This window comes from Paenibacillus sp. cl123 (assembly GCF_900101595.1).
Lineage (GTDB): Bacteria > Bacillota > Bacilli > Paenibacillales > NBRC-103111 > Paenibacillus_G.
On sequence record NZ_FMYY01000007.1, the window covers coordinates 103,016 to 123,672 of the forward strand.

Sequence of the window (20,657 nt, forward strand, 5' to 3'; positions counted from 1 at the left end):
ACGGAGCAGCCTGCGAGTCCCATAACCAGCTCGGGTCAGCCTGCTCCGGCCCGCCCCCGCTCGTCTAAGCCTGATCCGCTTGCTTCAGCACGGTCTGCAGCAAACGCAGAGCCTGGCCGCGATGGCTGATCGCGTTTTTCTCCTCCATCGTCAGCTCCGCCATCGTCTTGCCAAGCTGCGGCAGGTAGAACAGCGGGTCGTAGCCGAATCCGCCTTCGCCCCGCTGCTCGCCGATGATGGCGCCCCGGCAAGCTCCCTCCACTTGCGCGATCGGCTCGCCCGCCGCATCGACCAAGGCGATGGCGCACAGAAACTGCGCGCCGCTGAGCGTGACCGGACCATCGCCGCCCTTATCGGGGGCCGGGACTACCCGCTCCAGCTTGCCCAGCTCGGCAAGCAGCTTGCGGTTGTTGGCCGCATCGTTGGACGGCTCGCCCGCATAGCGGGCGGAGTATACCCCAGGCGCGCCACCCAGCCGATCCACCGCAAGCCCGGAGTCGTCGGCGATAACAGGCACGCCCAATATGCGCGCTACGGCCCTTGCTTTGATCAGCGCGTTCGCCGCGAACGTATCCCCGTCCTCCGGAATGTCGGGGATGTCCGGGTAATCCTTGAGGCTCTTGACCTTCGTCCCGTCCTCCCCAAACATCGCGGCAAACTCCTTAACTTTGCCCGCATTGGTAGTCGCGATAACGACCTCTTCCGTCTTATGGCCGAGCAGGCGCATGAGCATTCCCCCTGATTCGGTCTGCAATAGGCCCGAGCGCTTTTTGCTGCTCCCCGATCATCGTGCGTATGCCCGATTCGGCCAAGGCCAGCAGCGAATCCAGCTCCTCGCGGGAGAACGGAGCGTCCTCTCCGGTCCCCTGCACCTCGACGAATTTGCCCAGCCCGGTCATCACGACGTTCATGTCGACCTTGGCTTTGGAATCCTCTTCGTAATTCAGGTCAAGGCAGGCCGCTTCCTGAACGATCCCGACGCTGACGGAGCCGAGGAAATCATTGATCGGAAACCGGCTCAAATTTTTCTCCCGCGACACCTTGTCCATCGCGATCGCCATCGCTACGAAAGCGCCGGTAATCGAGGTCGTGCGCGTGCCTCCGTCCGCCTGAATGACGTCGCAATCCAGCGTAACCGAACGCTCGCCAAGCGCCTCAAGGCTCACGACGGAGCGCAGGGCGCGCCCGATGAGCCGCTGAATTTCCATTGTCCGTCCGCCCAGTTTGCCTTTCGCAGACTCCCTTTGATTGCGCACGGAAGTGGCGCGGGGCAGCATCGAATATTCGGCCGTCACCCAGCCCTTGCCCTGGCCCTTCATAAAAGGAGGAACACGTTCCTCGACCGTCGCCGTGCAGATTACCCTGGTTTCTCCCACTTCGATCAGAACGGAGCCTTCCGCATGTTTCGTATAATTCGTCGTGATGGTTATCGGTCTCGTCTGATCCGCACTTCTCCCGTCGCTTCTCATGTACGTCGTTCGTCCTCCTTTATTCAATCCGTAACCCATTGTACCAAAGGCCCCCGTGAAAACCAAACGCTTGTCCCGGCGCTGACGGCAGGCGAAGAAGGACCTGGCTCCCTTGTCCAGGTCCTTGCGTTTGTATGGGTTACAGCTTGCCCGGATTCACCGTGGACGGACGGGCGACAGGTTTGGCATAGCTCTGATTGTCCGTTGCGCTTACCTTCGCATCGCCGTTAACCAGAATTTGCACCTTCTTGCCCGAAGCTTCATTCTCCGTGAGCGACAGAACGACCGCTTTGAGCGCTTCCGCCGGCGCTTTGAGATCCGGGCCAAGCATCTTATCGGAGAAATTGACGGTAATGACATCGTCTGTGCTCGTGATCTGGAGCAGTTCGCTGCCGGCGTTCAATACAGCGGCGAGCCCCTTGCTATCGTCAGGACCGGCGATCAGCTGCTGAACGACCGCCTCGGAGATTTGATCCGTCCGGTTAATTAACCGGGTTACCGGCACATAATAGTGATAATCCTCCTGATTGCGGCTGAGGAAATATAAAGTTACCGGCGTTGCCTGGCCGTACTCCACGCTTTCGGGCTTCTCCAGATTGATGCCCATCGCGCGGGAGAGCGGTTCGTCAAGCGGAGTTCCGCCTACGGGCATCTCCTTGATATCCGCCCCTTCGACGCGGATCCGCACCTTCTCGACGGTCGGATAGCCGGTAAGCGTCCAGGTGACCGCCTCCAAAATCTTCCGCTCATCCTGCAGGTTATAATCATGGAAAGACTTGGAGAAGTCGACAACCGCCAGCTTCTGATCCGGAATAATATTGATGCCCTTGACCTCGGTTCCCTTCGGCAGCAGCGCCCTGAAGCCGGCAGGCATCCGCCCTTCGGCAGGTCCGCCGTCCACCATATACTCCAGCGCTTTCTTGGCCGTGTCCACCGCCTTCTCGATCTGCACGGTGACCGGAGCGACAAAGCCTTTTTCATCTTTGGCATAAACGGTTAATTGCATCGGATTTACCAGCTCGGGGACGCTGACATGGCCGCTTGTCGCTTTGGCTTCCACACCGCCCTGGGGAGGATCGATTTGGCGGGATTGTTCCTTCGTCTCCAGCATGGAGCAGCCAGTCGTCATGACCATGATCAGGCCGGTAACGGCGGCCCACCGGATCGGCTTATTCGGTTTCATGTACTTGTTCCTCCTTGGTTTGGGAAGTTGTCCGTTTACTTATGTATACGGGAACAAGACAAGTTTATGCCTGCTTTTGTCCATTTTCGCAAAGAAAGTAATTTGGTTCTTTAGTTGCATGTCACCTTGATTTAACCAGTACTAAAAGCCTATAATATAGGTGTGTTTTTCCAAAAAGAGGTGATTCCCCATGGAAAACCGTCTGCAGGATTCCTTTCCCGACCGGGTATACCGAGCCGTGGCTCAGCAATCGCCGGACTGGCTTTGGATCTTCGACGACGCCGGCACGCCGATCGGCATATCCCCCAAGCAATGGGCCGGCCAATCCTTATACCGTCTTGTACACGATGAAAATCTTGAGGCTTTGAAACAAGCTTGCCGCGTGCTTCTGCGCGAGCGGCAGCCCTTTCTCCTCATGCTTCAAGCCGTCATGCCGGACGGCGCCCGCCTCTGGCTCGAGGTACGCGGATTCCCTGTTCATGTGGAAGAAGGGCATGTCGCGGCGGCTGTGTCGGCCAGGGATATCACGCCCTATAAGCAGCAGGAAGAACGGCTCACCCGTCTGGCTTATTACGACGCATTGACCGGACTTCCCAACCGGCGATTATTTCAGGATCGCTTCATGCAAGCCATGCACATCGCCAAGCGATATCACCATAAACTGGGGATTTTGTATATCGATCTCGATGACTTCAAACGCATTAACGACAAATACGGCCACTCTGTAGGCGACGAGCTGCTGACAGCCGCCGCCTCTCGGCTGTCCCACTCCATTCGCGATCCGGACACCGTATGCCGGATGGGAGGCGATGAATTTGTTGTTCTCGTGCAGCAGGTCGATCAGACGGACGATATGATCAAGATCGGCCGGAGGATCAGCGAGGCGCTGAGACAGCCGTTCGATATAGGAGGCCATCATATTCGGATTTCCAGCAGCATCGGGGCTGCGCTCTATCCGCAGGACGGCTATGACGGAGAGACGCTGCTCCAATGCGCGGACAACGCCATGTACGCCTCCAAGCAGCTGGGCAAAAATCAGTTCCGGTTTTTTACGGACCCGGAAGCCTAGCTCCCGGACAGCGCACAGGCGCTTGCGCTCTGGCGGCGGCTCCTCAAGTTACCGGCTTGCCTGCATCGTTGACGATCTTTGGCAAATCCCGTATAGTTAAAGGCAATAATCGAAGGCGATGGGGTTCTTGCCTGCCGGTTGCCTTTCAGGCGATAACATGACTCCTACCAGCGTGCGCTGCACTTGGTAGGAGTCTGTTTTTTGCCTAACGGCTCTTGCAAACGTTAGGAGATAGGAGCGATTGGATATGAGGCTTCGTTCCAGGCTTTACCGCTATGCGCAGCAATCGTTGCAGCTGGCCGTTCTGGCCTTCTGCTTCAAATGGTTATGGTACGGCAGTCTCACAGGGATATTGGCAGGCTCGGCCTCCGCCTTGTTTCTGACCGGTCTTGAAGCGGTTACCGAGCAGCGGCTGGCGCATCCGTGGCTATTGTTTCTGCTGCCGCTGGGCGGGGCGATGATGAGCTATCTGTATACGAGGTACGGGAATCAGGCGGGCAAAGGAAACAATCTGATTCTGGAGCAAATTCAGCATGGCGGCGAAGCCGTTCCTTTGCGCATGGCTCCTCTCGTCCTGCTCGGCACTTGGCTGACGCATCTGTTCGGAGGTTCGGCGGGCCGGGAGGGGACGGCCGTGCAGATGGGGGGAAGCCTTGCGGACTTTGCCGGCCGTCTGCTGCGGGTAGACGAAGCGGACCGCAAGCTGCTGCTGATGTGCGGCATCAGCGCAGGGTTCGGCTCGGTATTCGGCACGCCGCTGGCCGGCGCCGTGTTCGGGGTGGAGGTCGTCGCGATCGGACTTATCCGGTATCAGGCGCTTCTGCCGTGCCTGATCGCCAGTCTGGCGGGGCATCTCACAACGACGGCCTGGGGGGTGCGCCATCTGCCTCTTGCCATCGGGGAGACGCCCGTCTTCTCTGCCTTGGTCATGAGCAAGGTAGTCTTGGCGGCCGCTCTGTTCGGCTTGGCCGGCTTCGCATTCAGCGAGCTGACCCATGCTTGCAAGCGGCTGCTGACCGGCCTGTTCGGCAATCCGGTTATTCGCGCCTTCGCGGGCGGATTGCTCGTTATCGCCTTGACCTATCTGTTCGGTACACGGGATTATCTCGGTCTTGGCATCCCCCTGCTTCAGGCTTCATTTACCGACACGGTAGCTCCGCTTGCCTTCTTGTGGAAAATCTTGTTTACATCCGTGACGCTCGGAGCCGGCTACCAGGGCGGCGAAGTGACCCCGCTGTTCGTCATCGGCAGCACGCTCGGTCATTCGCTGGCCGGCCTGCTTCACTTATCCGCGCCGTTTCTGGCGGCTCTGGGCATGGTCGCCGTATTCAGCGGAGCTGCCAATACGCCCATCGCCTGCTTTATCATGGGGATCGAGCTGTTCGGCTCGGAAGCGGCCGTTTACTTGTTGACGGCTTGCGTTATCAGCTATTTGTTTTCAGGTCATACCGGCATTTATTCCTCCCAGCAGATCGGCGTATCCAAATCCCGGCTTCATCCGGTGCCCGAGCTCTCAACCTTGGCCGGCATCAGAAAAAAGCCTGTCCCCTCCCGGGAGAGCGAGGACGGCTGAAGCCGTGCCGGGGGATCGGCCCGGTCGACAGCCGGCGTCCTGTATAAGCGGCGCCCTAACGAAACCGCTGCAGAGGCGGCAGCTCCTTTCGGATGAAAGAAGGGGATGCTTCCTACTGCAGCGGTTTGCTGTACTTGGGCACGTTGTTGTGAGCCAGACGTCCGCAGGCGGCCGCTACGATGCCGCATACGATATCATCCATGAAGGTGTTGCATTTGCCTTCCGCATGATCCGAATCCAAATCTTGAATAATGCCCGGCTTGACCTTGTCCAAATAACCGAAATTCGTTAACGCGATCGTGCCGTACATCAATGGAATAGCCGTCGCAATGCTTTCATCCACACCGAACAGCCCTTCGTCCTGACCGACGATATGCGTGTACTGCCTGTTCAATTCGCCATTCTCCACGGCTCTGTCGATTTTGATCGCCAGCTGGATCGTGTGAAAGGTCTGCTGCTTGGCCAGTACGGCTAAAATATGATCTTCGCACAAGCTGCGCGGCATATCCGGGTTATAAGGACGCTGCAGCTGATCGAGGATATCAACGAGATCGTCCAGCTTCACTCCCCGGGTGCCCAGCAGCTCCAAATTTCTGGCCGCGTAATTTTCCTTGACCTTATCCGAGATGACGACGCTCGTCGCGGAGGCCACAATGGCCGCGATGCCTTTGGAAATAAAGGATTTGGGACGTTTGGTCGGGAAGAAAAACCTGAACTTGCAATCCACGAAGCCGAACAGGGAGATAGCCCCGCTGCCGTAGAGGCCGCAGATGGACATCGCGATCGTGCGGTGAACATTGTAGGAAGGGTCCTTCATGCTGGCGAGCAGCTCGGAATCATGCCTCACCATTTGCTGAAGTTCGATCAGCGTAGACATCACATTAAACGTTTCCGTTTTGCTCAAAACCCCCATCAAGGTAGTCGTGATCGTCTCATGAGGAATTTTTTTAGTTCCTTTGATTTCCACCAGCAGCCGGGCGATCGCTTCTTCCAGCACGGCCTGAGGATACAGCGCAAACACTTCCTCACGGAATTCGTTAAAAATTTCCACTTTCTCTTTCAGAAACGTTTTCATGCAGACATCCCTTTCTGATTCCTCGATGTTCCGACAAGCGTTGAAGAACACCCGTCGGGAGCATCAAGAGGAGACCGCGACGGCGGACTCCTCCTGATGAACAAGCTGCCGCAGGCCGGCAATATGCTACTCAAGCGGGGCCAGCGTCTCGGCGATCGCCTCGATATCCGCGGCTGTCAGCTTCTGGAGCGACCGGAGGGCCAGATAAGCGTCCCCCACCTTCAGGTACAACGTGGATTTTCCGCCTTCCGTCACCCATTTGCCGCTGCCAATCTTGAGCTGCACCGGCTTCTCCGAGTCCACTTTCCCGGCAGGCTTCATTTCCTTGGCCGATTCGCTCAGCTCCATGTTTAGATATTGGATCGTAAACGAATCCCCCATGCCCTGAATCTGCGAAACCCGGTCATCCTGCGCCCCCAGCTTGGGAACGTAGGCCGTTTTCAGACCTTGGGCTTTGGCCAGATCCAGCACCGTTTTTTTGTACATATCGGAAATATCCAGAGCCGCGAGCTTCACCGGCTCGGCCGGCGCCGCCGGAGTTCCGCTCTGAGTCCCCCCGGCTGCTGGCGGCTGACCGTTCTGGCCCCCCGGCGTAGTCGGAGCGGGCGTCTGCGGCTGCTGGCCAGTCTCCCCCGGCGTAGTCGGAGCAGGCGTCTGCGGCTGCTGGCCGGTCTCCCCCGTCGATGCGGCTGGCGGAGTCTCCCCCTGCTGCGGCGTCTGCTTGGAGCAGGCGGACATGATCGAAGCGGAAGCCAGCAGGATAGCCGCGGCTCCTACCCAAGTTCGCTTCCAGCTTGAATGAGACAAGAATAACATATTAAACACCTCCAGGAATATGTACGTCCACGTTCACTTGGACATCGGCTCTCTTCCAAGAGCCCCTCCACCTGTCGGCACTCCAATAGCCCGGAAATTGCGCGCGGGCCGACTCCCCCCATTCCAGCGGGTCTACGCCCAGCTGCTGCAGATGGCGAATCAGAGAAATAACCTGAGCCTTCAGCCGTTCTTCGTAACGAACAACCATTTGCTTGTCCGGCGCCCCGGCAGAAGCTGCGGGATATCCGCTCATGCGCAAGGAAACCTTCATCAGCGGGCGCTTCCAATCGCCGTTCCAGGCAACTCCTGTGCGGCAGACAACTCCCTGCAGCTCCGCGGGACCTCCGTCCGGCCCTGCGAAGGCGAGCGGGTCTGCAAGCTCCCTCCCGCCCCGCAGGCAAGCGAAAAGTCGGCTTTCTTCCGCGCTCAGGCGGCCGACAAGCTCTTGTTTCTTAAACAATAACATCTGAATTGAAACAGGCGCAAATCCTCCATCCGACCTCGCAGACAACCCGGAAGGGAATAAAGGCAGCGCCTGGTCGGCTTCATATTCCGTCCTCATCTCCCGCAGCGAGTCGCGCACGGCGGTATGGCCGCCCATTACATAGCGGCCAAGCTGCGCAGCATCCGGGCGCCGGACGAAGGATTCGGCGGTTCCTTCGACTGCGGCGATCCGGGGCTGGCTGCCGGTGCGCAGACCGAGACGGCGAAGCTCGGCGACCCAGGATGAGGGGAAGCCGTGACGAGCCACCCAGCGCTCGCTGATGACGACGAGCTGCGGCGGCTGCGTACTGCGCCAGGGGAGCGACGCATCCGACAGCGAAACGAAGGAGCGGGTTTCCACACCCGCGGCCGCTAACGGCTTGAGGCCGCCTCCCGCCCTCTCGGACGGTCCCCGCAGAGCTGTAACGCGAATGCCCCCAGCGCCTTCATCAATGCCCGCGATCGCAAGATTCGCTCCTCCCGGAGCCGCCTGGCTTATCCGATAGGATGACTCCTCCATTTCCCCGGCTGCACAACCCGCACAGCCGAGCGACATCAGCAGCAGCCCCACCGTCAACCCTTTTCTGCGGCTCGATGGCTTTCCGTGCATGTTGCTCCTCCTCCGCTTCCACCAGGAACTTATGATGCTTACCTTGAATTCCTACTATTTCCATCCACTGAGCCCATTATGCATAAGAAAAGCTCATGATCGGAGCCCTTTCGTGGAAACACATGCGTGTTTTAGCGGTAGCTTTTTTGTCGAGCAGAAAGTTCTGCGGCGCTGACTCTTAAAGAATGAGACTACTTAGGTTGTCTCGAAAGAGATGCCGAGCAGCAACCGGAAAATCGCATACACTTGCTCGGCTGGCGGTCAAGCGGAGGGGTTTTGTACGAAAATTCGCATACACTTGCTCGGCTGGCGGTCAATCGCAGAAGTTTTATACGAAAAATAGCATACTTGCGCCCCACTGACGCTCAAACGTACAGGTTTTATACGAAAAATCGCATACACTCGCTCGGCTGGCGATCAATCGCAGGGATTTGTACGAAAAACCCACTGCTAGGTCCCCCCAATAAAACTAAGCAGGAAGTCGAGGATAAACACCTGACGGCGTCCTTATGCTCAGACGGATGAGAGGTGGATGGCGCGCATGAAACTGTAAAGGAAATCGTTGTTCCTTAGAGCCGCTTTTCTCACGACCTCACCATCCTGACGGAAATCAGCGACCCTTAGACGGGCAACATGAGCGAAACGGAATCGTTTCGCATTGTAACGGGCTCCGAGTTCCGTAACAAATGGAATGCGGTCGATTTCGTGCGCTAAGGGTCGCTGACTTCGTAAAAACTCCGGACCGCTCCGTACACCCAGCTTTAATACCTTTTCCTTCCGGAAGGGTTATACACTTAGTGCGCTGACCTAAGAAATCTTTCTGAGATTTCAAATAAGCTCCATAAAACGGGGAGGTCATTTCGAAACCGGCTCAGATACTTTGCGGTGAGGAAAGGGGCCAGCCCCATGTATAAGTTCGATCGCAGACGAAAAAGCGCCGTCCGGGTTACCCCGTAACGACGCTTCGGCGAGATGGTCGGCTGCTTGCGGCCCACATATCCGCATAAGCAGCTACCCGCTTTTTTTCGCGAAGCGGATAACGCCCTGCTCCTCCTCGGCCGACAACCGTCCCGCCTCCTGCAGCCAGATCAAATGCGCCAGCGTCTCCGCCAGCGCAAACCGCAGCTGATGCAGACTGAGGCGGTCGCCGAACATCGACTGGCATACCTCATAGGCGGTCTGCGGCTCCGCCAGCAGGGAGGCCATAGCTTCCAGACGCTCCTCATGATGAGCGATCAGCTCCCCCGTCCGTTCGGCAAACCGGCTGAACGGCTCACGATGGCCCGGGTAAGCGAAATTTACCTCGTACCGGCTCATCTCCTCCAGGCTGCTCAGGTAGCTGTCCAGCGGGTTGGCGTCGATGCGTTCGGTCAAGTAGCTGACATTCGGCGAGATTTGCGGCAGCACATGATCTCCGCAAAACATCACCTTCGTTTCCGCCCGGTAGAAGCAGAGATGGCCCGCCGCATGACCCGGCGTATGAATAGCGCGGTAGACGCGGCCCCCCAGCGGAATGTCTTCCCCGTCCTCCATCACCGTAACCTCCGGCTGCGGCGATACGGCCGGGACGAAGCCGTCCATATGCTCGCGCATCGGCGCGGTCAGCTCATCTGGCAGCCCGTGCCGCAGGAACAGCGCCAGCAGTTGATCCGTAAGCGGCGTTCCTGCGCCCCAGAGCAGCTTTACCTGCTCCAGGCCGGTCCGGGACAACAGAACCGGCGCATCCGCCAGCTCCTGCATCCAGCCCGCCAGTCCATAATGGTCAGGATGGTGATGGGTCAAGACGATGCGCTCAATCCGCTTCGGCTCCAGGCCCAGCTCGCCGAACACGGCCTGCCACACCTTCTCGGCTTCGGCGGTGCGGAGTCCCGGGTCGATAATCGTCCAGCCCGTCGGCCCGCCAAGCACATAAGCGTTCACCCAGCGAAGCGGGAACGGCAGCGGCACTTTGATCTGATACGCATCCGGATGCTTGACGATCACCTCTTGCCGTGCTGCTCGCGTATTACTCACCGGCCTCCCCCTTCCTGCCGACAAAAATCATTCGCTTGGAATCGGCGGCCGAATAAGGAGAAGCATCGTAGCCTCCATATACGGCATCCACGATAAGGCCGGCCTTGTCCAGCATAACTCGGAACTCCTCCAGCCCGATCAGCTTGACTTTCTCCTCATACACGCGCTTGTCCGCACAATCCGAATCCTGCAGTATGATGGTTTTGCACACATAACCACGCTCGATTCTTCGGTTCTCCTCGATCCGCAATCCATCCTCCGTCCGCACGGAATGAGGGACAAGATGGGTGCGAACATGCTCCGGATTCAGAAAATCGATTATAAACCGGCCTTCGCTGCTCAGCAGACGGCGGATTTCTCCTAGCACACGCTCATGATCGGCATCCTCCTCGAAGTAGCCGAAGGAAGTGAACAGATTGACAACAGCATCGTACGGCCCCTCCAGCGGCACCTCGCGCATATCGCCCCGCACCCAGACGACCTCCCCGCCTTCGTCCAGCTTGCGCGCTTCCGTCAGCAGCACCTCCGACAGATCGACGCCTGTGACCCGAAAGCCGAACCCCGTCAACGCCATCGAATGCCTTCCCATGCCGCAGCACAAATCCAGTACCTCCGAGCCCTCGGGCAGCTCCAGCCATTCCATCATGGATCTGACTTCCTCATAAGCCCCCTGCATGTCGCGATGTTTATAGACGACCAAATAATCGTCTCCGAAACTTTTGGTGTACCACTCCGACATTTGATTCTGCTCCTTTGGTCTAATGGCAATTAACCTTTATTCTACCAGATAGCGCTTTGGAAAATCTATGGTTAAGCGGCAGACGCTGTAGTATAATGAATGCTTGAACAACGCCCTTCCCAAGCGATGGAGGAATCTGTATGAGCCGAGTGCGTATCGAACAGCTGATTAACGGACGCAAAGCGAAAGATATATATGAGCACATCCGCAAGCATGGAGTCGTGTCAAAGATTGACCTGCTGGACAGAAGCGGTCTTACCGGCAGCACGCTCACCCGGACGCTTGAAGAGCTGACGGCCCAAGGGCTGATCGCCGAAGCCGGCTTCGGCGAGTCGACAGGCGGGCGCAGGCCGATTCTTTATACGATCAATTCCGATTATGCCTATGTGTTCGGGCTGGATATTTCCCGGATGCACTCCAAATTGATGCTTTTCGATCTGCAGATGAACCGGCTCGAATCGAAGCGCTGGATCATGAACGAGCGCATGACCCCCCAGAAGCTGCTCGGCGAAATTGCGGCTGAAGCGGAAGACATGCTGGCCCGGCGCCATCTCGACCGCTCTCGTGTGCTTGGCCTCGGAATCGGGGCGGTAGGCCCGCTGGACAGGACGACCGGTGCTCTGCTCGATCCGCTGCATTTCCCAGCCCCCGGCTGGAATCAGGTGGCGCTTACGGATTATATGGAGGAGCGGCTCGGCTTCCCCTGCATGCTGGACAACGGCGCCAATGCCGCGCTGATCGCCGAGTCGTGGTCCGTCCGCGAGCGGGATTACCGCCATCTGCTGTATGTGCATGTAGGGGTAGGCATCAGGTCGGCCATGATGACGGGGGGACAGCTCGTCTACGGAGCCGTCGATATGGAAGGCTCGCTTGGCCAGATGATCATTCAAACCGACGGTCCCCGTCTGTGGGGACAGGGCAACTTCGGAGCGCTCGAGTCGTATGTCTCCATCCATGCCCTGGAGCAGCAGGCGCAGGCCAGGCTGAAGCAGGGCAGAGAGAGCCTTCTTCTGCGCCTCGCGCCGGAGCCGGAGAGCGTCCAATTCTCCCATCTTCAGCAGGCCTTGCAGGAGAATGATCCGCTGACCGTGGAGCTGTTTACGCAAGCGGCCACTTACTTCGGGATCGGGCTGGCCAACCTGCTCAATATTCTTCACCCCGAGAAGGTGATTCTCGGCGGAGCGCTGATCAGCAGCCATACCGGTTTTTTCCACACGGCCACCCGGACTGCCATTCAGCGAGCCTATTATTACCCCAAATACCAGGTCGTCTTCAGCCTTGGCTCGCTGGGCGAAGACGCGCTGGCGACCGGAGCGGCTCTGATGGTCATTAACCGGATGACCGCCGGTTAGGGCGGCTGGAAGCCTCAGCTGTCTCAGCCACCCCAGATTGGAGCCGAACCTGAAACAAGGCTATCCCGAAGATCGTTGGATCCCGCGGAATAGCCTTGATATTTGCTTCATTTTGCGTGCTTCATGATTTTACCGCCGCTCCGGTCTTCCGGCTACGCCGTCGCTTCATCCTCCGAAGCCCCCGAATCGCCGTGCAGCTCCTGGAACAACTGAACAAGTCTGCCGTGCTTGCGCAGCGACTTCTCATGAATCAGATTCAGCTTGCCGTTGTCGAGCAGGCCGAACCGTTCGATCAGCTGCTCATTCCCTTGCGACCAGTCGAAGCCGTCGAAGATGCGCAGGCATGTCGTCCAGTTTTTCGTATACTGCCCGTCCGTGAACAGGAAGCGATGCGCGAAAAGTGCGATGCTCTCCTGCATGGCGCGGGCCGAGGAGCTGTACTGCGGCAGTCCCGGCTGCTCCGGCATCAGCGGCAGCAAGGTCGTATAAAACTGATGCAATATTTCAATATACATGCTGGGCTCGGACTTGATTTTCCGGGCCAGCTCGTAGGAAGGCTGCATCTTCCCTGTAAACAGCATCGTAGCCGTCGAATACAACCAGCTGAACGACGTGAAATTTTTGTTGTAGGCAGTCAAATTCGCCCGGCGCTCCACACCTGCTCCCTTGAGGAACATATTGTGGTCGACCACTTGCTGAATTACGAGATTAAGCGGATCGATCGAGTCGAACGAATGGCCAAGCTCCTTGCTGACGAGTTGAACCTTCGAGTTGATATCCCCGAACAGCTGCTTCTCTTCTTCCTCGCTCAGACCGATGTAAATTTGCACCCCGAGCTCGCTCTCCATCAGCTCCAGTCTGCGGCGCTCCAACGCTTCAAGCTGACCGCTAAGCAGCTCCTCCTCAGTCACCGCTTCCGCGTTTTGCGGATTTTTGCGAATGACGATTTTCAAAGCCGCGAGCTTGCGTTCCAGGCGTCTTGCTTCCTTCAGCAACTGCTCGTTGACATAGCCAAGCGCCAAAATCCGGTGCTGTCCGTCCAGGATGCTAAGCTTGGAGCCGGGACGCAGCGATAATCCTTCGCTCGTCTTCGCCAGACTGACCACATCGCGCAGCGACAGCGTCACCGGTCCGAAGAACACGCGGTCCAGCTCTCTTTCCTGCAAATAATTCGCAATCTTGCGGCGCTGTCCGCTGCTCAGCTTGCGCTGCACCATCGGGTCGATCGTCGTATAGTTAAGCAAATCCTGCACCTGAATAGGGATCGTCGCCAAGCCGAACCGTTCACAGAACGGATGAATGGTCATATTTAACCGTAAGCCGTCCATTAACCGACATCCTCCTTCTCTTGCAGCTCATCCTGCAGCTCATCCATCATATCCGACTCCCGGATCAGGAAAAGATGATGCTCCTCATAGAATCCCTTGACATACTGGTAGGCCTTCATAATGCGCGAGCGTCTCGGCAAACGATCCTTCTCGTCGCCCGCATAGATCCCGTTCCAATCCAGATGCGGCAAAATATGCAGCGCATAATCCAGCGCATACCGGTTGAAGCTTCCGCTCTTGGTCGCCTCGCCGTGGAAGAACATCGCCAGCGCAATCTGCAGGTTCTCCGACCAGCAGAGCTCTCCCTTCTCGGGAGCGGGGAGAAAGCGCAGCAGCCCCTCGAAATAATGGGAGGCTATCTCCATCTGCGACTCGATATCTTTTTCTTCGAAGTAATAACTATTTCCGCGCGACGCAGATTTCAGCCGTCCTTCTGTGAGCCCGATCAATATTTCAATTAACAGATGATAAGAGAACAAGTATTCAGGACCCTTACCCCGTTCCGTATACATATCGACGGGAATCTGTTTCATCACCGGGGCTTCCTCTACCAGCCGGGTAGCCAGCACATGGTAGAAGCGCCGCTGCTCGCGCAGCACGGCTAGGTTGCCGCCGATCTTGCGGGGCAGCTTATTAATATCCGAGAACAGCTGACGCTCCTGTCTGGCGTTAATATCCAGATAAATCATCGTCGACATCGGAAATTGATACAGCTTGCTCAGCTTTTTGCCGATTTCCTCCATACGGTCGTACTCCCGGCGGTCCTTAGCCCGCGCCATGGCGCTTTGCAGCGTCTCCATCAGGCGTCTGAACGCCGCCAGACGATGCTGGCCGTCCACAACATACAGCTTCTCGATCGCCTGCAGACGGTAAGTCCCTGACCCGTGGTCATATTCGCCGGCTCCGCGCGCAGACAAAATCAGTCCCGGAAAATAGATGCCCTGCCCATGATCCAGATACAGCATAATGTAATCCATCATCCGTGACAAATTTTGAGGAACGATCGCTCTTTGTACCTCCAGGTCAACTTCATAGATAGCAAACAGCTTGCTCATCGGCAGTGTCGTAGACAACGTCGCTTGACCGAATGTCCTAGAAAGCGCTCCCGGAATTTCGATAAAAGACGCGGCCTTTTGAACCGACAGCAATTCGGATAAGGATGAGATTTGATCCATGATTAAATTGAATTCCTCCTAACTGAGAAAAATAGGTTCATATACTCCCAGTATACACTTATTATTCCACAAACATTCAAGCTCGTCCTTTATTTTCTTTCTTGTTTTTTTACAATCTATCGAATGATTTTTCTTGAATTATCCCCTCAGGTGGGGGAACTTGCTTCCGAAGCCAGCCCGGGTAAATGACAGGAGAGGCGAGCAGGCAAATATCTCGGCCGGACCGGACGGCCCCGCCAAGCAGCGAGCAGTGCCCTTGCCCCACCGGCCCCTTCTCCGCAGGCTCTTGCATGGAGCGCTGGTGTTTGGGGACATTAGATAGGTTTCCGGGCAAAAAGAAGCCTTCAAGCCCACTTTAGCGGTGGTTTTGAAGGCTTCTTCGTTTTTAAGCTTCCCTACTTAATAACGCTTTTCAACACATCGTCAATCATCTGGGTATTGGCTATGGTCCCTGTGTACAGCCAGCTTTTCTCGAGTCCGAACTCATAGATCTGTCCGTTTTTTACAGCCGGGATATTTTTCCACAGGGGACGCTGCAGCTCTTCGGAGGCATCTTTTCCGTTGCTGTTGACCAAGAAAATATAGTCGACATCCATTTCCGCCAATTTCTCCAGCGAGATCGCATTCCAGTTATTGTTGCTGGTGCTTGTGATCTCCTTCACCACGGCCGGAACCGTAAAACCCAGGTCTTTGTAGAGAACATCACCGCTGGACATCTTCTCGTTCACGACATAGAAGTTTTTCTTGCTGTGCCAGACCGCTACCGCCGACTTGGTGCCGATCGCTTTCTGAAGCTTTTCTTTCGCTTCCTTGACCTTAGCTTCATACGTATCAAGCGCCTGCTTGGCTTCAGCGCTTTTGTTCAGCACTTTGCCGATTTCAAGCAGCTCCTGCCGCCAATCGTTATTCTTGTCCATGCCTACCGTATACGTCGGCGCGATCTTGGCGTATTGGGCGTACTTATCACCGGCGACGGTCTCGGCGGAATCGATCAGAAGCAGATCCGGCTGGAAGCTGGTGACCACTTCGAAGGGCAGGTCGGAAGGAATCAAGGGAACGTCCTTCAAGGCATCCTGCAGGTAGAACTGCACATTCGATTGTTTAACTGACCATTGAGCGACCGGCTTTACCCCGAGTGCGACCAGATGGTCCTCCAAGTAAGAGGCGATAATCCGCTGCGGCTTGGCAGGAACCTTCACTTCATGCCCAAGCCCGTCCTTCAGAACGCGCTCAGCTGCGGCAGGCTCGGCGGCCTGCTGGCCGGCCGGAGGCTGGCTTTCCTGGGTGGCGCCCGAATTCGTTCCGCATGCGCCAAGCAGCAAGGTAAGGCTTAGCAGCAAAGTTAGTACGGTAAATGATGTTGTACGGCTTTTCATGGTAGATGCCCCTTCACACTTTTGTTGATAATGATTATCATCCTCGTCAACAGTATAGGGGCGAACCCTTCGCACCGCAATAGAGCTTCTGGCCATAACCGATGGAGGATACGGACGATCCTGCTCATGCGCATTCTGCTGCTTGTATTGAACAGGGGTGATGCCAGTAAACTTCTTGAACATCCGGCTGAAGTAGTACCGGTCCTGAAAGCCGACCTCCGCTGCAATCTGCAGCAAGGAAGCATCCGTACACAGCAGCATTTCCTTGGCTTTATCGATGCGGTGCCGGATGAGATAGTCGATGGGGCTGCAGCCTGTCCGGCTTTTAAACATCCTCGACAGGTGCCGGGGACTGCTGTCCAGCAATCGGGCCAGCTCCTCCAAGGTCAGAGGCTCCGCATAGTGCTCATGGATATAGCGGATCGCCTGGGCTGCGGCATCCGCCTTCACCAGCGGGACCTTCTGCTCGTGGAGCTGGCGCATCAGTTCATAGATGAACTGATGAAACAAAGCCTTCACATGCAGACGCTCCAGCCCTGCCTGCCGATGCCAATCGCGGTCCATCAGCTCTAGCTGGCGGAACAACGACAGCGGATGCCGGGGAGCAAACCCGAACTGGCTCTGAAACGGATTGCACCGTTCCATAAGGCGATGCAGCTCGGGAACCCGCACAGGGGGCAGCACCGCTTTGTAAAAAATCAAATAGTATTCGAATCGCTCCTTTTCTGCGGCAATATCCAGACAAAAGCCCTTCCCCGCATGCAGAACATGGAACTTCTTCGCCGCATATTCCGTCCCGTCCAGCGAGATCCGAGCCTCGCCGTTCACCGCGAACAGAAAAGCGCTGGCCGGCAGCCGGTAGGAAAGAAGCGTTTCCCTGGGCAGCAATGTTCCAAGGCGGACATCCAGCACCTTGTGCGAAGCGTAGGCCCATAAGCGGGCTTGCTCATCTATATTGAAGTCGTTATCCATCGTTTCCTCCCTGAACTTCCTAAAATGCCCGCTTTTCTGAGAATGATTATCATTTATTATTTTATAGGAAAAGGCATCCGGCTTCAACCGGAAACAGCTCCCCCGTGTTATTCTGCTGTTCGCCAGGGGCCTTAACGGCCAAATAGCCTTCCCGCCGCTCGTCTCCCGAAGGAGGAGAGCGCCAAGAAGGCTGAATTGTGGTCAGTCGCCGAGTAGCTTTGGTCTGGATCAGATCGTTAGTTCCCCAAGCTTGATTAATTCCACCACCGCTTGCGAACGTCCTTTTACATTCAGTTTCTGCATGACGTTGGAGATATGTTTTCAAGTACGCAAACGTCATAAGTATGTCTGCAAGCGTGCTTGTCCCTCATGATTAATATCACTCGCTTGCCCCTGGAAAGCCCGAGTCACCCCTGTCAAGGTGTTGCTGCTGATCCCGGTGTAAAGGATAGTTTCCGCCGACTCGTCCGTGCCGATCGTCACCAGATTCGGCGCTGGCGGCAGCAGCGAGGCATTAACCACAGGAACGGTCGTCTGTGTCGCATTAATACCAGATGGCAATTCTGTTTGCGGTGAATTTACAACCGCGCTATACATAGGTAATTGAGCCATATGATCCTACCTTTCCTAAATCTTTCTGACCGAAAAATTATCAATCGCGTCGTTGACTGTAGATGCGCTAAATCCGGCCTTTGTGCCATGTCCTGCAAAGCTAACCCGCTTGTCATAAGCGGCATGCACAAGTACGTCGTTGATAAGCAGGAACACCGCACTGCCCTGCATGACAACCGTGTATTTGCGCGTTTCCCCCGCCGTCGAAGCTGGTGTAATGGTCGGAGACTCGAAAATGTTGGCCGTAAACTGGTTATTAATTCGAGTCGATACGCCTGCCCGCAATGAGAAGTTGACGGAAACCATATTTTGCGCGTCCTTAAGTCTCAGGCAAAGCGTAGGCCCGCCGTTATTCGCAAGCGCCGTATGGGTGACCGTCAATGCATAGTCATCCACGCCAGTCTCGATATATGCAAACTGGTTTGCTCCAGCCGTTCCCACGCGCCGTAGTTGGCCGTCCGTGCCGCTCGGGTTGTAAATATCATACCTGTCTGTGCTATTACGCTCCCACGCCTTGGAGCCCTCGACACCAGTCTCAGCATCGCCCAATGATGTACTGGATGGCCGGTTAAACGTATCGGATACCAAAAGTGGCAGCGGTGCGGCTGTTTTCGTAACGGCTGCGCTGTCCTGGCTCTCTACGTCAAAGAGCGATACGGCCCTAACCGTGTATGTGTAGCTTATGCCAGAGGTCAAGCCGGAGTCGTAGAACAACGGCGTTTTGTAATCAATCGGAGTAGCCGTTACTTTCGTGCCGTTACGGTATACGTTAAACCCGCTTACGAAAAAGTCAGGCGACTCGTCCCAGGTTAGGAATGCATTCGTCTCCCCGACTGCGGCCTTGAATCCTGTCGGCTTCGCCGGAATCCGGTCCTCCACCTTGCGGAACGGCTGGAATGCCAATATGCGCTCCATATCTACGGCCTTTCGGATAATCTCATGGCCGTACGGGATGGGATGCGTCATGTCGGTCGTGTATGCCGTACTGCGGAATCCACCGTTGCGCGGATTTTGCTTCTCGGTCGGATATGCGCCGTCAAAATATCCGTCGATTAGGCCATCAGCGTATGGCAGGGTAGATATCCAGTCATTAACCTGATCCCGGACATTACCCGGAGCGTACCATGTGCTGTAGATCGTATTGATATTCGTAACGTTACGAGGGAGGATTTTCATTTGGTACACCATGATTTTTGGATTCGCCGCTTTGACCGCTGTAAAGGCGTTGGACAAGTTCGTTTTCATAGTCGCCAGGGAAGAACCGTTATCGTTAGTCCCGTAGTTGCCGATTGCATGTGTTGCAAACTTGGCTATATTCAGGCGAATAGTATTAAATTGCTGGAAATCCGCTACACGTTCGCCGCCGATGGAGATGTTTGCAAACGGTAATCCGGCTTCATAGCAGGCCCGCGCCCCGAAACCACGCTGATTCGGTAATTTTCCTGCAGCCTGATCGTCAGCCGATCCGGAATTGATCGAGTCGCCCCATAGGAGTACAGAAGGCGTTCTCTCTCCGGATTTTTCGACGCCAATGATAGCTAAAGGCATGAAAGAACCCGCAACGTCGGAGCTGCCCGTCAATACAGGGTTAACCGACTGGTCAAAGTCACAACGATCCTCTCCCACGACTTTGCCCTCTTGCAGCAGATTGTGCAGCGCTACAGCAGTTTTCGGATATTTTCCGTCTGTTGGAACAGAAATAAAGGACCGAATCCAAAAGTTTTGACCCTTTACGAACTCCAGTTCCAACGGGTGTGTATATTTGATTTCCCCCGGCTGGAATGTCAGCGATCGTGTACCCCCGGCATCCCAAGTGATCGGGTATCGTGTCAGGGCCTTGGTCGTAGGGTCCTCTACCTCGATTGCTAACTTAAGCGTCATCGTATTGGGCAAGGCTGATTCGCCACTAGATGCAGAGTAGACAAATTGCATTTTGTTAAAATTTTTCATCGCCGTGTGCTTGCTGCGAAAAGTTGCAGAAGTCAGCCAAATGCCGCTTGTTGGGTCAGATAAGCTGTTGGATACATAACCCTTATCGGCCACAAATGACCTTCCTTGGGGGTCCGAAATAGCTCCGTATTCAGTAGTTTGAGAGGGCAAGGTTTTTGCAGTAACCTGTTCGCTCGTTGCAGAAACATTTCCAGCTGCATCTCGGGCCTTGACAGTGTAAGTGTACGATGTTGCCGGTGAAACAGTATTGTCCGTGTAAGTCGTTGTCGCGCTGTTACTGATCTTAACTCCATTCCGGTACACATCATATCCAACAACTCCCACGTTATCGCTAGATGCAGTCCAACTAAGTTTGACCTGCGAGGCGGTTACCTCGGTGGCAGATAATCCCGTTGGTGCTGTTGGCGGCTGCGTGTCAATGGGATCAGGTTTTTCAGTCGGACCTAGATAGCTAATTTGCAGGGTCGGGGATCCCGACAAACCGAATGCACGAAAGTCAGCCAGCTGCGCCGCTGATGTTAGCTGGAACTCACTACCCGCCTTACCAAGATGGCCGCTCGTTGAGGTTGGCAACGGAGGAGTTTTACGCCAGTACCTAATATCACCGGACTCGACACTGATTACTGCTTTCGTCGCATTCGAAGGAATATGTGCTAGTTGGGCAATAGCATTGACCGGTACACTTACTGTTTCGTTACCAACACCCACTCCCCCGGTATTTCCAAGTGTGTCAAGGACATCCTGAAGCATATCCCCGACATTTACCTTGGTGCCATCCTCCTTGAGGACTCCACCGTAACTGGGCTGGTAGTTGTTACTATCCACCACTTTGAACACCTCCAAGTCAAATAACCCCGAAACC

General features: G+C 55.9%; 16 protein-coding genes and 1 pseudogene. 3 read left to right on the top strand and 14 right to left on the bottom strand.

Features of this window, described 5'->3' with window-relative positions; genetic code table 11:
• Positions 1–64: 64 nt before the first annotated feature.
• The 3 genes from BLR08_RS13905 to BLR08_RS13915 form a co-directional block, all read right to left on the bottom strand.
• Positions 65–727, bottom strand: a complete 663-nt coding sequence (locus BLR08_RS13905) for an XTP/dITP diphosphatase (RefSeq protein ID WP_072330737.1) — start codon at positions 725–727, stop codon at positions 65–67.
• Positions 708–1,469, bottom strand: coding sequence for a ribonuclease PH (gene rph, locus BLR08_RS13910; RefSeq protein ID WP_072330735.1), 762 nt, complete (start codon positions 1,467–1,469; stop codon positions 708–710). Before rph ends, BLR08_RS13905 begins: the two co-directional genes overlap by 20 nt.
• 139 nt (positions 1,470–1,608) lie before the next feature.
• Positions 1,609–2,652 carry a GerMN domain-containing protein gene (locus BLR08_RS13915; RefSeq protein ID WP_072330733.1) on the bottom strand — a complete coding sequence of 348 codons (1,044 nt, stop codon included), beginning with the start codon at positions 2,650–2,652 and terminating at the stop codon, positions 1,609–1,611.
• A gap of 190 nt (positions 2,653–2,842) precedes the next feature.
• Between BLR08_RS13915 and BLR08_RS13920 the strand changes: the two genes are divergently transcribed.
• Together BLR08_RS13920 and BLR08_RS13925 are read left to right on the top strand one after the other, a co-directional pair.
• The gene (locus BLR08_RS13920; RefSeq protein ID WP_072330731.1) at positions 2,843–3,721 is read left to right on the top strand and encodes a sensor domain-containing protein; all 879 of its coding nucleotides are present in this window, start codon (positions 2,843–2,845) and stop codon (positions 3,719–3,721) included.
• 247 nt (positions 3,722–3,968) lie between these two features.
• The gene (locus tag BLR08_RS13925) at positions 3,969–5,294 is read left to right on the top strand and encodes a voltage-gated chloride channel family protein (protein ID WP_072330729.1); all 1,326 of its coding nucleotides are present in this window, start codon (positions 3,969–3,971) and stop codon (positions 5,292–5,294) included.
• Positions 5,295–5,406: 112 nt separating this feature from the next.
• Here BLR08_RS13925 and BLR08_RS13930 read toward each other — a convergent pair whose 3' ends face one another.
• From BLR08_RS13930 to BLR08_RS13950, 5 genes are all read right to left on the bottom strand, one after another.
• Complete coding sequence (locus BLR08_RS13930) at positions 5,407–6,369, bottom strand: phosphatidylglycerophosphatase A family protein (RefSeq protein ID WP_083537105.1); 963 nt, start codon at positions 6,367–6,369, stop codon at positions 5,407–5,409.
• A gap of 126 nt (positions 6,370–6,495) precedes the next feature.
• A complete protein-coding gene (locus BLR08_RS13935; protein ID WP_072330727.1) occupies positions 6,496–7,185 on the bottom strand; it encodes a hypothetical protein in 690 nt (229 codons plus the stop codon).
• A 1-nt stretch (position 7,186) separates the two neighbouring features.
• Positions 7,187–8,278 carry a Ger(x)C family spore germination C-terminal domain-containing protein gene (locus BLR08_RS13940; protein WP_072330725.1) on the bottom strand — a complete coding sequence of 364 codons (1,092 nt, stop codon included), beginning with the start codon at positions 8,276–8,278 and terminating at the stop codon, positions 7,187–7,189.
• Positions 8,279–9,289: 1,011 nt separating this feature from the next.
• Positions 9,290–10,291 carry an MBL fold metallo-hydrolase gene (locus BLR08_RS13945; RefSeq protein ID WP_083537103.1) on the bottom strand — a complete coding sequence of 334 codons (1,002 nt, stop codon included), beginning with the start codon at positions 10,289–10,291 and terminating at the stop codon, positions 9,290–9,292.
• The gene (locus BLR08_RS13950; protein WP_072330721.1) at positions 10,284–11,030 is read right to left on the bottom strand and encodes a class I SAM-dependent methyltransferase; all 747 of its coding nucleotides are present in this window, start codon (positions 11,028–11,030) and stop codon (positions 10,284–10,286) included. The genes BLR08_RS13945 and BLR08_RS13950 overlap by 8 nt, the downstream gene beginning before the upstream one ends.
• A gap of 140 nt (positions 11,031–11,170) precedes the next feature.
• Between BLR08_RS13950 and BLR08_RS13955 the strand changes: the two genes are divergently transcribed.
• A complete protein-coding gene (locus tag BLR08_RS13955; protein ID WP_072330719.1) occupies positions 11,171–12,382 on the top strand; it encodes an ROK family transcriptional regulator in 1,212 nt (403 codons plus the stop codon).
• Positions 12,383–12,534: 152 nt separating this feature from the next.
• On the opposite strand, the gene BLR08_RS13960 is transcribed toward BLR08_RS13955, so the two are convergent.
• The 6 genes and pseudogenes from BLR08_RS13960 to BLR08_RS13985 form a co-directional block, all read right to left on the bottom strand.
• Positions 12,535–13,710 (bottom strand): DNA sulfur modification protein DndB, encoded by a 1,176-nt coding sequence (locus BLR08_RS13960; RefSeq protein ID WP_072330717.1) that lies wholly within the window; start codon positions 13,708–13,710, stop codon positions 12,535–12,537.
• Complete coding sequence (locus tag BLR08_RS13965; RefSeq protein ID WP_072330715.1) at positions 13,710–14,885, bottom strand: DNA sulfur modification protein DndB; 1,176 nt, start codon at positions 14,883–14,885, stop codon at positions 13,710–13,712. The genes BLR08_RS13960 and BLR08_RS13965 overlap by 1 nt, the downstream gene beginning before the upstream one ends.
• 395 nt (positions 14,886–15,280) lie before the next feature.
• The gene (locus BLR08_RS13970) at positions 15,281–17,233 is read right to left on the bottom strand and encodes an AraC family transcriptional regulator (protein ID WP_072330933.1); all 1,953 of its coding nucleotides are present in this window, start codon (positions 17,231–17,233) and stop codon (positions 15,281–15,283) included.
• A 228-nt stretch (positions 17,234–17,461) separates the two neighbouring features.
• A pseudogene (locus tag BLR08_RS13975) lies at positions 17,462–17,551 on the bottom strand (LuxR C-terminal-related transcriptional regulator); the annotation flags it as partial.
• A gap of 18 nt (positions 17,552–17,569) precedes the next feature.
• Complete coding sequence (locus BLR08_RS13980) at positions 17,570–17,845, bottom strand: hypothetical protein (protein WP_090586149.1); 276 nt, start codon at positions 17,843–17,845, stop codon at positions 17,570–17,572.
• Between the two features lie 15 nt (positions 17,846–17,860).
• Positions 17,861–20,632 (bottom strand): fibronectin type III domain-containing protein, encoded by a 2,772-nt coding sequence (locus tag BLR08_RS13985; RefSeq protein ID WP_256257640.1) that lies wholly within the window; start codon positions 20,630–20,632, stop codon positions 17,861–17,863.
• Positions 20,633–20,657: the final 25 nt, after the last annotated feature.